General features: G+C 70.7%; 6 protein-coding genes. All 6 read right to left on the reverse strand.

Annotated features, from left to right (window positions below):
* Positions 1 to 194 precede the first annotated feature (194 nt).
* From treY to treS, 6 genes are read right to left on the reverse strand one after another with little or no spacing between them, the layout of a single operon-like run.
* Positions 195 to 2,564, reverse strand: a complete 2,370-nt coding sequence (gene treY, locus KIT25_00920) for a malto-oligosyltrehalose synthase (protein UYN95541.1) — start codon at positions 2,562 to 2,564, stop codon at positions 195 to 197.
* Entirely contained in the window at positions 2,561 to 4,426 is a 1,866-nt protein-coding gene (gene malQ / locus KIT25_00925) for a 4-alpha-glucanotransferase (GenBank protein UYN95542.1), read from the reverse strand. Before malQ ends, treY begins: the two co-directional genes overlap by 4 nt.
* Positions 4,423 to 6,150: a malto-oligosyltrehalose trehalohydrolase gene (treZ, locus tag KIT25_00930; protein ID UYN95543.1), complete on the reverse strand. Its 1,728-nt coding sequence runs from the start codon at positions 6,148 to 6,150 to the stop codon at positions 4,423 to 4,425. Before treZ ends, malQ begins: the two co-directional genes overlap by 4 nt.
* Complete coding sequence (gene glgX, locus KIT25_00935) at positions 6,147 to 8,255, reverse strand: glycogen debranching protein GlgX (protein UYN95544.1); 2,109 nt, start codon at positions 8,253 to 8,255, stop codon at positions 6,147 to 6,149. The genes treZ and glgX overlap by 4 nt, the downstream gene beginning before the upstream one ends.
* Positions 8,256 to 8,257: 2 nt before the next feature.
* Positions 8,258 to 10,450, reverse strand: a complete 2,193-nt coding sequence (gene glgB, locus KIT25_00940; protein ID UYN95545.1) for a 1,4-alpha-glucan branching protein GlgB — start codon at positions 10,448 to 10,450, stop codon at positions 8,258 to 8,260.
* A complete protein-coding gene (gene treS / locus KIT25_00945; protein ID UYN97784.1) occupies positions 10,447 to 13,725 on the reverse strand; it encodes a maltose alpha-D-glucosyltransferase in 3,279 nt (1,092 codons plus the stop codon). The genes glgB and treS overlap by 4 nt, the downstream gene beginning before the upstream one ends.
* Positions 13,726 to 13,735 lie beyond the last annotated feature (10 nt).

Below are 13,735 nucleotides of genomic sequence, written 5' to 3' on the forward strand. Positions count from 1 at the left end.
TCGCGGGCCGGTCGCCACTCCGGCTGGGCCATGTCTTGCTACCTACGCACCGTGAGGTCATGGCCCGCTGCATTCGGATTGCCGCTCTGGGTTTTTCCCTCCCCGGCTCCCGTGCGTTTAGCTGCGTGTCTGCATTCCACGCCGCCGCGAGTCGTCGCCTTGTAACGCCTCGCGCGACCATGGTGAACTGCCGTTCACACGGCGCGTGTGGATAGCAGGGCGACGGGAAGGGCCTCCAAGAGCGCGGCCGGACGCAGGTCGCGGGCGGTTCCGCCCCGCAGGACGTCGTGCCATGGTCCATCGTGCCACGGCCCATCGTGCGGCAGGGACAGTGCAAGTTGTTCGAGTTGCGCCGCATCCAGGCACGGCGCCGTTCGATCGGACATGAACGACGTCGGCAGGCGGGGAACGACCACGAGGATCGCGTCACGGTCGTGCCGGCGCTCGAAGGCCAGCAGGTCGCCGGCGCCGGGCCCCTGGATGACCACCGGCCGGTAGTCGCCCTCGGAGAACAGTTCGGGTGCGATCCGCCGCAGGGCCAGCGTCCGCGCGATCAGCGCCTGCTTCGCCGTGCCGTCACGCCAGCGGGCGAGCGCAGCGACGAGGTCGGCGCTCTCGAGGCTTCGGCGCCGCCGCTCGAAATCCACCGGCCGGCGGTTGTCGGGATCGACGAGGCTGAAATCCCAGAGCTCGCAACCCTGGTAGAAATCCGGCACGCCGGGCGCGGTCAGCTTGACCAGCGTTTGCGCCAGGCCGTTGACGGCGCCCGCGGCGGCAATCGACTGCACGAAGGTCTCGATGTCGCGCAACAGGCCGGGAACCTCTCCATCGGCGAGCAGCTCCTCGCACAACGCCCGCGCGGCGGCCTCGTATCGCTCGTCCGGTTCACTCCAGTCGGAGCGCAGCTTGGCTTCGCGCAGCGCCTTCTCCTGCCAGGCGGCGATCCGTTCGGCGAAGCCGGTGCGATCGCCGTCGAGGGGCCAGGCGCCGACGATGGTTTGAAGCAGCATCGCGATGTCGCCGGCATCGGGCAGCGACTCGCGGCGCAGCGGCAGCAGCCTGTCGAGCCAGTCGCGCTGACGGGCCGCCCATTCGACCGGCACGGCGCTCAGCACGGCGAGACGCGCGCGCACGTCCTCGCCGCGCTTGTGATCGTGCGTTGCCGTCGCCAGCAGCGCGTGCGGGAAGGTGGCGCGCCGTCGGAGCATGCGGGCATGAAAAGCCTCGGCCGGCAACGAGAAGCGATGCGCGTCGAAGCCGACGTCGTTGCGCGAGAGCAGGCGGCCGTAGCGGTAGAACGCCGTGTCCTCGACCGCCTTCGCCGCGACCGGCGCGCTGAGCTGGCGCAGGCGCGTCGCCGCCGGTTCCTCGTCGATGTGCGCGACGAGCCAGTCGATCGCCCACCGGTCGCCGGGCGGACAGGTGCGCTTCGCCGCTTCCGCCGCCTGCGTGACGAAGCGGCGGTCGGAGTTGGTGCCGTAGGTGCGATAGACGGGAAAGTGGGCGAGCAATTCGACCAAGACGCGGCGCAGTGCCGGCAGGCCGAGCTCGTTGCCGGCGGAAAGCCCTCGGAACGAAGCAGCGCAAGCCTCGAGCGACGCACCGAAGCCGCGCGCGATCACCTCGCGCCGGGCAGCGGTCTCTTCCGCATCGAAGTCGCGCGGCCGGCCGCTGATAGTGTGCCATAGCCCGGCGAGCGGCCGTTCGCCCGTCGCGTCGTGCTGCAGGGCGCTCACGGCATCCATGAAGTCGTAGCCCGTCGTGCCGTGGCAGCCCCAGTCGTCGGCGAGACTCTCGTCGCGCAGCAGGATCTTCTCGACCACGAGGTAGCGCTCGGGCCCGATGCGCCGCCGCAGCTTGCGGCAATAGCCGGCGGGATCGGTGAGCCCGTCCACATGGTCGACCCTCAGGCCGTCGACGATACCCTCGTCGACCAGCCGCAGGATCAGTTCGTGCACGCGCTCGAAGACGTCGTCCTCCTCGATGCGCAGGCAGACCAGCTCGTTGATGTCGAAGAAGCGCCGCCAGTTGATGCGATCGCCCGCGGTGCGCCACCAGGCCGGTAGGCAGGCGCCGCCGTCGAGTGGCAGTTCGGCGTCGCCGTAGCGCGCCGTGTGCTGCCCGGCGGCCAACGCTTCGGCGCGTGGGCGATCGAGGATGGGCAGGAACACCTTGCCCGCCAGTTCGGGATCGCCGTTGTCCCAGTCGATGTCGAAGGTGCGGGCATGGCGGCTGTCGCGGCCGTGCTGCAGCACGTCCATCCACCAGGCGTTGTCGGGCGATGCCGCCATGTGGTTGGGCACGATATCGACGATCAGGCCCATGCCATGACCGTGCAGGGCGTCCGCCAGGCTCCGGAGCCCGTCCTCGCCGCCGAGCTCCGGATTGACGCGCGTGGGATCGATCACGTCGTAGCCGTGCCGGGATCCCGGACGCGCCGTCGTCACCGGCGAGGCGTAGAGGTGGCTGATGCCGAGACGGGCGAGATAGGGCACCAGCGCCTCGCCGTCGGCGAAGGTGAAGTCGCCGTGGAACTGCAGGCGATAGGTCGCGCGCGGGATCATTCGCGCCTCTCCCGGATCAGCCGCAGGCGCGTCCGCACCTCCGGCGCGCGCAGCAGGTCCTCGGCCGGCGCCGCGAGACGGCGTCGCCAGTTGGGATGCTCGTCGATCGTGCCCGGCAGGTTCGGCTGCTCGACGAGGCCCAGCAGATCCTCGAGCGGCAGCAGAGCGAGCGGGTCGACGGCCTGCGCGACGAACGCGCAGGCGGCGTCGACTGCGTGTCCGTGCCGATCGGGCGGTGGCGCCTCGCCCTCGGCGACACCGGCCCCGACGAAGGCCCGCCACAGCCGCGCGCGGTCGACCGTTCGCTCCGGGCGTTCGGCCCCGCCCGTGAGGCCGAGCCGGTCGCGCTCGTCGAGATCGGCACCGCGCCACCAGCCGGCGACGGTCGGCAGGTCGTGGGTCGAGGTCATCGCCACCGAATCGGGCCGCCAGTCGTGCGGCGGCAGGAAGCCTTGGCCGTCGCGCGTGAACCACAGCACGTCCAGTCCGCCGATGCCGGCCCCGCGGCAGCGGGCGCGGAACTCGGGCGGCACGGTGCCGAGATCCTCGCCGATCACCACGGCCCGGTGGCGGTGCGATTCGAGCGCCAGCAGGCGCAGCAGGTCGTCGAATGGGTAGGCGAGGTAGGCGCCCTCGACAGGTGGAGCGCCATCCGGCACCAGCCAGAGCCGCATCAACCCCATGGCGTGGTCGATGCGCACGCCGCCGGCATGGCGCAGCGCGGCGCGCACCATGTCGATGAACGGCGCGAAGCCCCGTGCCACCAGGCCGCTGGGAGAAAAGGAGGTCAGCCCCCAGCTCTGTCCGCGCGCATTGAAGGCGTCGGGTGGCGCGCCGAGGGTGACGCCGCGCAGGAAATCTTCGGGCTGCGTCGTCGCCTGGCTGCCGCCGGGATCCACGCCGACGGCGAGGTCGGAGATCAGGCCGATGCGCATGCCGGCGTCGCGCGCGGCCTTCTGCGCCGCGGCGAAGGCGCGGTCGGCGACCCATTGCAGGTAGAGGGCGAAGGCCGGCGGCACGCCGGCGGCGCTGGCCTCGAAGCGGGCGTGGCGCTGCAGCAGGTCGCCGCCGTCGCGCACGAAGCGGTCGTGGTCGGCATCGCCCACGCGGGCGAACGCCTCGAAGGCGCGGCGCAGCGCCTCGTAGCGCGCGCGTCCCGAGACGGGCCAGTCGATCAGCGCGTCCGGAGCGGCGGGCAAGGCGACGCCCGGATCGGCCAGCAGCGGATTGAGGAACAGCCGGCTCGACGGCGCGTAGGGGCTGCAGCGCGACGGGTCGGAAGGAAAGAGGCTGTGCGTCGGGCTGAGCGCGACCGCGTCGGCGCCCTCGGCGGCGATGGCGTCGATCAGCGCGGCGAGCGCGCGCGTGTCGCCGATGCCGCCGTCGTCGGCGCGACGCAGGCCGTGCAGCTGTACCGCGACGCCCCACAGACGCCGACCGCCGGCGATGTCGGCGATCGTGATGCAGCGCGATGGCGCGACTGCCAGGCCGATCTCGCGATCGCCGACATGCAGGCGATGATAGCCGGCCCGATCGATCGCCGGCACGATGCCGTCGGCGAGCCTCAGGGCGCGGCGGCTGCCGTCCTCCAGCAGCAGCTCGGCCGTCGCCGGCCGGCGCGGCAGGTCGAGCGGCGTCGGTGCGCCGACGGTCGTCGTCAGCAGTGGACGGTCTCGACGATCCGCGTGCAGGCGCTCCCGGCTTTCGTGGCATTGCGCGTCGCTGCCGCAGGCCAGGCCGAGCGCCTCCAGGATACGGCGCAGCGATCCGATCGAAACGCGCTGCGGCCGGCCGGCGGCATCGATCCAGTCGACCGCGACGCCGGCGTCCCGGGCGAGCGCGTGGACCGCCTCGTCGCTCATCGCGTCTCGAGGAAGACCGCGGTGCCGCGCGCCGCCAGCATGCCGCCTCGCACGGCGTCGTCGGGCGTCTGGAAGAGCGGTGCGCCGGGCGGGTCGGCGAAAGGACAGGCGGCTCCGTCGAGGTTGGTCGCGATCGACAGCATCGCACCGTCGCCCATGCGCCATTGCGCCAGCACGGCGGCCCGGCCGATCGCGACGGCTGAAACGGCGCACGCGCCGTCGAGGCGCGGCACGATGGCCTGGCGGCGCAGCTGCAGGAGCGTCCGGCAGAACGCATCGTCGCCCGAGCGTGGCGGCCGGCTGCGCTCGAAGGTCTCGGGCGCGTTCGGATCGGGGATCGCGTCGTGCGCGAAGCCCGCAAAGCTCGCGAACTCGCGGCGCCGACCCTCGCGCACCGCCGTGGCGAGTTCGCCATGGAAGTCGGTGAAGAACTGGAAGGGCGTGCGCACCGCGAATTCCTCGCCCATGAACAACAGCGGGATGTGCGGGCAGAGGAGCTGCATCGCCATCGCCGCCCTCAGCGCCTGCGGATCGGCGAGCGCGGCCAGCCGGTCGCCGAACGGCCGGTTGCCGATCTGATCGTGGTTCTGCAGGAAGAAGACGAAGGCGGTCGGGGGCAGGCCGGTGCTGGGCGCGCCGCGCGGTCGCCCCTGGCGATGGCGTGACGGCTCGCCCTGGTAGGCGAAGCCCTCCGCCAGGCAGCGGGCGAGCCGGATGGCGGGGTCGGTCGCGTAGTCGGCGTAGTAGCCGTCGGTCTCGCCCGTCAGCAGGACGTGCACGACATGGTGCGCGTCGTCGTTCCATTGCGCGTCGAAGCCGCGGCGCAGGTGCGAGGCGTCGTTCTCGTCGTGCTCGAGCACCAGGTGGACGTGGCGGCCCGGCTCGACGGTGCGGCGGATCTCGGCGCCCAGCTCGTCGATCCAGGCCTGGTCGTGGATCGCGTGCACTGCATCGAAGCGCAGGCCGTCGAAGCGGTATTCCATCAGCCAGTAGAGCGCATTCTCGACGAAGAAGCGGCGCACCTGCGGCTGCCGGAAGTCGATCGCCGGTCCCCAGGGCGTGGCGATGTCGCTGCGAAAGAACTGCGGGGCATAGCTCGCGAGATGGTTCCCATCCGGGCCGAAGTGGTTGTAGACGACGTCGAGGAAGACCATGAGGCCGAGCCCGTGCGCCGAGTCGATCAGGCGCTTCAGCTCGTCGGGCGTGCCGTAGGCGCGGTCCGGCGCGAAGGGCAGCACGCCGTCGTATCCCCAGTTGCGCGCGCCCGGGAAGTCCGCCACCGGCATCAGCTCGATGGCGGTAATGCCGAGATCCGCCAGTCGCCCGAGATCCGCCTCCACGCCGGCGAAGCCGCCGAGGCTGCCGACGTGCAGTTCGTAGAGCACCGTCTCGCGCCACGGCCGGCCGCGCCAGCCGGCGTGCCGCCAGACGTATGCCTTCGCGTCGATCACGAGACTGGGGCCGTGCACGTCGCCGGATTGCGCGCGTGCCGCCGGATCGGGCACGCGCTGTCCCGATGCGAGTCGAAAGAGATAGGAAGCGCCCGGTGCGGCCTCCGCCACGGTCTCGAACCAGCCGTCGCCGACCGGCGTCATGGGCCGGGGCGCGCAGCCCTCGACCTCGAGGGTGACGCCTGGCTGCGCCGGTGCCCACAGCCGAAAGCGTGCACGCTCGCCGTCGAGCGGCGTTGCGCCGAACGGCAGGGCGCGCGCGAAGCCCGTCATGGCGGCCGTGGGGCGAGAGTACTCGCCGTCAGCACGACGCTGCGTGCCTTGACCGTCAGCGCCGTCTCGTCGAGATCGCGCTCGGCCTGGGCGGGTGCCGCGCTGTCGATCAGGATGCGGGTCGCGACGTGCGGCGGCGGCAGTGTGAAGGTCCTGTCGTCGGGCGTCGGGTTGAAGAGGCAGGTCAGCACCGAGACCGAGCCATCCTGATCGCGCGAAGCGCGCCGCAGGATCAGCGTGCGTTCCTGCGCCTGGTGCCAGGCCTCGGTCGACATCGGCCGGCCCGTCTCGTCGAACCAGGCGATGTCGAGGATGCCGGGCGCGGGCTCGTCCTTGCCGTGGAGGAACTGCGCGCAGCGCAGGATCGGATGGCGATGGCGCAATCCGACCAGCCGGGCCGTGAACTCGGTCATCTCCCTGCCGGCGGGCGTCTCGGCGAGCTTCCAGTCGACCCAGGAGATCTCGTTGTCCTGGCAGTAGGCGTTGTTGTTGCCCTGCTGCGTGCGGCCGAACTCGTCGCCGGCCAGCAGCATGGGCGTGCCCTGCGACATGAAGAGCGTGGCGAGCATCGCGCGGCGTACGCGGTCGCGCGTCTCGACGATCGTCGGATCGTCGGTCGGCCCCTCGACGCCCCAGTTGGCCGACCAGTTCTCGCCGTGGCCGTCCCGGTTGTTCTCGCCGTTGGCTTGGTTGTGCCGCTCGGCGTAGCTCACCGTGTCGAGCAGGGTGAAGCCGTCGTGCGAGGCGACGTAGTTGATCGAGGCGTAGGGCCGCCGGCCCAGCCGGTCGAAGATATCGCTCGACCCCGCGAGGCGCGCGGCGAAGTCGGAACGCTCGCCCTCGTCGCCGCGCCAGAAGCGGCGCACGCCGTCGCGGAAGCGGTCGTTCCACTCGGCAAAGCCCGGCGGATGGCCGCCGAGCTGGTAGCCGCCCGGTCCGATGTCCCACGGCTCGGAGATCAGCTTGACCTGGGTGAGCACGGGATCCTGGCGGAGCGCGTCGAAGAAGCCGGCGCCAGGATCGAAGCCGTGCGGTTCGCGCCCCAGCGTGGTGCCGAGGTCGAAGCGGAAGCCGTCGACGTGGAACGACGTCACCCAGTGGCGCAGCGAGTCCATGACCAGCTGCAGCACGCGGGGATGAGACAGGTTGAAGGTGTTGCCGGTCCCCGTGTCGTTGACGCAATGGCGTGGATTGTCGGCAACGAGCCGGTAGTAGCTCGCATTGTCGAGGCCGCGGAAGGAGAGGGTCGGTCCCATCTCGCTGCCCTCGGCGGTGTGGTTGTAGACGACGTCGAGGATGACCTCGATGCCGGCGGCATGGAGGCGCCGCACGGCGAGCCGCACCTCGTCCGCCGAACCGTTGGCGAGATAGCGTGGCTCGATGGCGAAGAAGCCGAGCGTGTTGTAACCCCAGTAGTTGCGCAGGCCCTTCTGCAGCAGCACGCGGTCCTGCAGGAAGGCGTGGACCGGCATGAGTTCGACGGCGGTGACGCCGAGCCGCTGCAGGTATTCGATGACGAACGGATCGCACAGCGCGGCGAAGGTGCCGCGCTCGGGCGGCCGCAGGTCCTGGCGCAGCATCGACAGGCCGCGGACATGCGCCTCGTAGATGACGGTGTCTTCCCACGGCACGCGCGGCGGACGATCGTCGCGCCAGTCGAACAGCTCGCTGGTGACCACTCCCTTCAGCATGCCCGGCGCACTGTCGCGGCGGTCGAAGGAAAGATCGGCGCGCGGGGAATTGACGCGATAGCCGAACAGCGCCTCGGAGGTGCGCAGCTCGCCGGCGATGCGGCGCGCGTAGGGATCGAGCAGCAGCTTGTTGGGGTTGAAGCGATGGCCACGCTGCGGCTCGTAGGGGCCGTAGGCGCGATAGCCGTATATCGTGCCCAGGCGGCCGCCCGGCAGGTAGCCGTGCCACACCTCGTTGGTGCATTCCGGCAGCGTGTAGCGCGCCACTTCGCGCCGGCCGGCGGGGTCGAAGAGACAAAGGTCGATGCGCGTGGCGTGGGCGGAGAATACCGCGAAATTGGTGCCGAGACCGTCCCACGTCGCGCCATGAGGGTAGGGTGATCCGGCGAGCAGCCGGTCGGGTGCCGTCGCCATCGTCAGCTCTCCCCGCGCAGGATGATGGTGGCGAGCGGCGGCAGCGTCAGCTCGAGCGACTGGCGCTCGCCGTGCGAGGGCTCGTCGCGCGTATGGACGGCGCCGTCGTTGCCGAGGTCGCTGCCGCCATAGTGGCGCGAATCGGTGTTGGCGATCTCGCGCCACGTGCCGGGCACCGGCACGCCGACGCGATATCCATGGCGCGGAACGGGGGTCATGTTGCAGACCACCAGGACCGGGCGGTCGCCGGGCTCTCCCTGGCGCAGGAAGGCGAAGACGGAATTGGCATGGTCGTCGCCGACCAGCCAGCGGAAGCCCTCGGGCTCGCTGTCGCGCCGGTGCAGGGCGGGCTCGCTGCGATAGAGACGATTGAGGTCGCGCACCAGGCGCTGGATGCCGGCGTGGCTCGGGTCGTCCAGCAGGAACCAGTCGATCTCGCCATCGTGGTTCCATTCGCGCTCCTGGGCGATCTCGCCGCCCATGAACAGCAGCTTCCTTCCGGGATGCGTCCACATGAAGCCGAAGTAGGCCCGCAGGTTGGCGAAGCGCTGCCAGCGGTCGCCCGGCATGCGGCCGATCAGCGAGCCCTTGCCGTGCACCACCTCGTCGTGGCTGAGCGGCAGCACGAAGCGCTCGGAGAAGGCATAGAGCAGGCCGAACGTCAGATCGTGGTGGTGATGGGCGCGGTGTACCGGGTCGCGCGCCATGTAGCGCAGCGTGTCGTGCATCCAGCCCATGTTCCACTTGTAGGAGAAGCCGAGGCCGCGCTCGTCGACCGGCCGGGTGACGCCGGGCCATGCCGTCGATTCCTCCGCGATCGTGACCGCGCCGGGACAGCGCTCGGCGACGACGGCGTTGAGGTGGCGCAGGAAGTCGATGGCCTCGATGTGCTCGCGTCCGCCATGGACGTTGGGAATCCACTCGCCGGGCGCGCGGCTGTAGTCGCGATAGAGCATCGAGGCCACGGCATCGACGCGCAGCCCGTCGACGTGGAAGCGCTCGAGCCAGTGCAGCGCGCTCGCGATCAGGAAGCCTTGCACCTCGCGCCGCCCGAAATTGTAGATGAAGGTGTTCCAGTCCCTGTGGAAGCCCTCGCGGGGGTCGAGATGCTCGTAGAGCGCGGTGCCGTCGAAGCGCGCCAGACCGTGCGGATCGCTCGGGAAGTGCGCCGGTACCCAGTCGACGATCAGCCCGATTCCCGCCGCGTGCAGGCGGTCGACGAAGCGTGCCAGGGCCTCGGGCGGGCCGTAGCGGCCGGTCGGGGCGAACAGGCCGAGCGGCTGATAGCCCCACGACCCGCCGAACGGATACTCGGCGACCGGCATCAGCTCGAGATGGGTGAAACCCATGTCCTGCAGGTAGGGGATGAGCGTCTCCGCGGCGACGTCCCACGACATCTCGCCGTCCCGGCGCAGCCACGAGCCGAGATGGACCTCGTAGATCGACACCGGCGCATCGGGCGCCTGTCGGCGGGCGCGATGCTCCATCCACTCGGTGTCGCGCCACGGCCAGCGATGCGGCGCCGCGACGAGCGATGCGGTCGCCGGCGCGGGCTCGGCCTGTTGCGCCACGGGATCGGCCTTCTGCGGCAGGCGCGTGCCGTCGGCACCCACGATGTCGAACTTGTAGCGCGCCCCGGCGGAGACGCGCGGTACGAACAGTTCCCACACGCCGGAGGGATACCTGAGCCGCATCGGGTGGCGGCGCGCATCCCACGAATTGAAGTCGCCGACGACGGCGACCCGCCGGGCGTTGGGCGCCCATACGGCGAAGCCCACGCCCGCCACGCCGTCGTGCACCGCTTCGTTGGCGCCGAGCGCGCTCGCCAGCTCGAAATGGCGCCCCTCGTTGAAGAGATGAAGGTCGACGTCGCCGAGCAGGGGGCCGAAGGCATAGGGATCCTCGGTTTCCTGCACCGCGCCGGGCCAGAAGATGCGCAGGAGATAGGGGGCATCGTCGGATACCCGGCCTTCGAACAGCCCGTTCGGGGCGCCGGCGACCAGCGTGCCGATCGCGCTCCTGTCCTGCCGCCGCAAGACCTCGACCGAGCGGGCGCCGGGCAGGAACACGCGCACGATCCGGCCCTCCGGCCCGTCGCGGGGGCCGAGAAGGGAGAACGGATCGGCGTGGCATGCCGAGGCCAGCGCCTCGGCCTCGCCGGGCGCGAGGCTTGCGGGGGCGCGGGCGTCGTTCATGTCGTCTCGCGTGGCTTGCCGTCGAGGACCCGGTTGGCGAGGCGGCAAAGTCCGTTCAGCGGGATGGAGAGCCAGTTGGGGCGGTTCGACGCCTCGTAGACCACCTCGTAGGCGGCCTTTTCGATCAGGAACAGGTCGAGCAGCGCTGTGCTGCGCAGGCCGGGCAGGTCGCTCGCCACGTCGTGGTAGGCCTGCAGGAACATCTTCTGCGCGCCGTCGCGCAGGCGCGACACGAACTTGGTGCGCGTCGCCTCCGACAGCGGCGCCGAGGCGAGCTTTCTCGGATCGAGCGTCGTGGCGACGGCATAGTCGAGCGAGCGCAGCAGGCCCGCCACGTCGAGCAGGGGGCTGTTCCTGGCGCGCCGCTCCGCGAGCGTCCGGCCGGGTTCGCCCTCGAAGTCGATGATGAAGGCGTCGCCGCTCACCACCAGGACCTGGCCGAGATGGAAGTCGCCGTGGATGCGGCACATCATCGAGCCCTCGCCGTCCTTCGCCAGCCGGTCCAGGGTCTCGAACAGTTCGGCGCGGCGGGAGAGCAGCGTGTCGATGGCGGTCGTCTCGGCCTCGTCCTCGCTCCGGCGTCCGTCGATCGCCTCGAGCGCGGCGGCGAGCTGCGCGCCGGCGCGGCGGGCCCACTGCGCCGTGTCGTCGGTGCCGGCGGGACGCGGCGCGAAATCCTCGTTGCCGGTCGCCTGGCAGAGCACGCGATGCATCGTCGCGAGCTGCCGTCCGATGGTGGCGGCGAAGGCGTTGTAGTCCTCGATGTCGTCGGCGCGCGCCTCGGTCGTCGCTTCGCGCGTCACCAGCCCGTCGAGGGCGCGCTTGAACTGGTCGAGCGTCCACGTCCAGGCATCGCCCTGGTTGCGCACGAAGGTCTGGGCGACGGCCAGCGAGTGCCGTTCGCCCGCGCGGTCGATGCGGACCACCTCGCCGAGCAGCGGCGGCGTGTTGGCGAAGCCGTGCGTCGTCAGGTGGCGGCTCATCTCCGCTTCGGGATGATGGCCGGCCGCGACCCGCCGGAAGATCTTGAGCATCACCTGCTCGGCCACGATCAGCGAGGAGTTCGACTGCTCGGCGGTGAGCCACATCACCGACGCGTCGGCCGGACACCGCAGCTCGTCGCGCCGCTCGGGCGTCGGCTCGAACACGATCCTGCCCTCGGGCGTGTCGATCTCCGTGCCCTCGGCGAGCGCCGCCAGCATCCGCGGCCCGAACTCGGGCAGCGAGAAGGCATCGGTCAGCAGGCCGACCCGCCGGCCGCGGCGCACTCGTGCGACGGCGAGCTGGCTCGGCAGGACGGGCATCGCCTCGTCCTCCCACGCGATCGACAGCGGCAGCATCCAGCGGCTGGTGCCGGAATCGACCGTCGTTTCGACCTCGGCGAGCAGCATCTCGCGGCTGCCGCCGGGCAGGCGGGCCGTGCAGGCGACGTGCGCGCCGCGCAGGGCCTGGCCCTTGGCGGAGAACCAGCGACGCTTGGCGAGATAGGCCGGCAGCGCCTCCCGCTCGAGCAGGGAGACGTCGGATGCGCGCAGCGCGTCGGCGAGCCGGTCGCGCAGCACGAGGGTGACGTAGTCGGGCATGGGCTCCGGCGCGGGGGTGTGCCAGGACGGCGCGTCGCTCTCGGTCGCCAGCACGAACCAGTAGAAGCCGTAGGGCGGCAGGGTGAGCAGGTAGGTGAGCTGGCCGATCGGCGGAAACAGCGAGCCGCCGTTCAGCTCGATCGGAACCCGGCCGGTGAATTCGGACAGGTCGAGCTCGACCGCCTGCGGGGTGCGCGAGACGTTGGCGACGCACAGGATGGTCTCCCCCTGGTGCTCGCGCAGGAAGGCGAAGATCTTGCGGTTCTTGGGATAGAGGAAGCGCAGGGTGCCGCGCCCGAACGCCAGGTGCGTGCGCCGCACCGACAGCATGCGCCGCATCCAGTTGAGCAGCGAGTGGGGGTCGCGCGTCTGCGCCTCGACGTTGACGATCTCGTAGCCGTAGAGCGAATCCATGATCGCCGGCAGGGCGAGCGCCGCGGGGTCGGCGCGCGAGAAGCCGCCGTTGCGGTCGGGCGACCATTGCATGGGCGTGCGCACGCCGTCGCGGTCGCCCAGCCGGATGTTGTCGCCCATGCCGATCTCGTCGCCGTAGTAGATGACCGGCGTGCCGGGCATGGAGAGCAGCAGGCAGTTGAGCAGCTCGATGCGCCGGCGGTCGCGCTCGAGCAGCGGCGCCAGCCGCCGCCGGATTCCGAGATTGATGCGCGCCCGCCGGTCGGTGGCGTAGGTCTGCCACAGGTAGTCGCGCTCCGAATCGGTCACCATCTCGAGCGTCAGCTCGTCGTGATTGCGCAGGAAGATCGCCCACTGGCAGTTGTCGGGGATCTGCGGCGTCTGCCGCATGATGTCGGTGATGGGGAAGCGGTCCTCGCGCGCCAGCGCCATGTACATGCGCGGCATCAGCGGGAAGTGGAACGCCATGTGGCACTCGTCGCCGTCGCCGAAATAGTCCTTGGTGTCCTCGGGCCACTGGTTGGCCTCGGCCAGCAGCATGCGGTCCGGATAGGAGGCGTCGATCTCGGCGCGGATGCGCTTGAGGACGGCGTGCGTCTCCGGCAGGTTCTCGTTGTTGGTGCCCTCGCGCTCGACCAGGTAGGGCACCGCGTCGAGCCGCAGTCCGTCGACGCCGAGGTCGAGCCAGAAGCGCATCACGCTCAGCACCGCCTTGACGACGTGCGGGTTGTCGAAGTTGAGATCCGGCTGGTGCGAGTAGAAGCGGTGCCAGTAGTAGGCCTGCGCCGTCGCATCCCAGGTCCAGTTCGACCGCTCGGTGTCGAGGAAGATGATGCGTGTGTCCTGGTATCTCCTGTCGGTGTCGGACCAGACGTAGAAGTTCCGCGCCGCCGAGCCCGGCTTGGCGTTGCGCGCCCGCTGGAACCACGGGTGCTGGTCCGACGTGTGGTTGATGACCAGCTCGGTGACGATGCGCAGGCCGCGCCGGTGCGCCGCCGCCACGAAGCGGCGGAAGTCGGCCATCGTGCCGTACTCGGGATGGATGGCGCGGTAGTCGGCGATGTCGTAGCCGTCATCGCGCCGCGGCGAGGGATAGAACGGCAGCAACCACAGCGTGTTGACGCCGAGATCGGCGATGTAGTCGAGCTTGGAGATCAGCCCGGGGAAGTCGCCGATCCCGTCGCCGTTGGAGTCGAAGAACGACTTCACGTGGAGCTGGTAGATGATCGCGTCCTTGTACCAGGCGGCATCGCCGGCGGCCGCGCGCCTCAGGTCCATGGCAGGAGCG

The organism is Enhydrobacter sp., from assembly GCA_025808875.1.
GTDB lineage: Bacteria > Pseudomonadota > Alphaproteobacteria > Reyranellales > Reyranellaceae > Reyranella.

Excerpts from the sequence above, each read along its gene's own strand:
- treY (UYN95541.1), bottom strand. The coding sequence starts at position 2,564 with ATGATCCCGCGCGCGACCTATCGCCTGCAGTTCCACGGCGACTTCACC.
- malQ (UYN95542.1), bottom strand. The coding sequence starts at position 4,426 with ATGAGCGACGAGGCGGTCCACGCGCTCGCCCGGGACGCCGGCGTCGCG.
- treZ (UYN95543.1), bottom strand. The coding sequence starts at position 6,150 with ATGACGGGCTTCGCGCGCGCCCTGCCGTTCGGCGCAACGCCGCTCGAC.
- glgX (UYN95544.1), bottom strand. The coding sequence starts at position 8,255 with ATGGCGACGGCACCCGACCGGCTGCTCGCCGGATCACCCTACCCTCAT.
- glgB (UYN95545.1), bottom strand. The coding sequence starts at position 10,450 with ATGAACGACGCCCGCGCCCCCGCAAGCCTCGCGCCCGGCGAGGCCGAG.
- treS (UYN97784.1), bottom strand. The coding sequence starts at position 13,725 with ATGGACCTGAGGCGCGCGGCCGCCGGCGATGCCGCCTGGTACAAGGAC.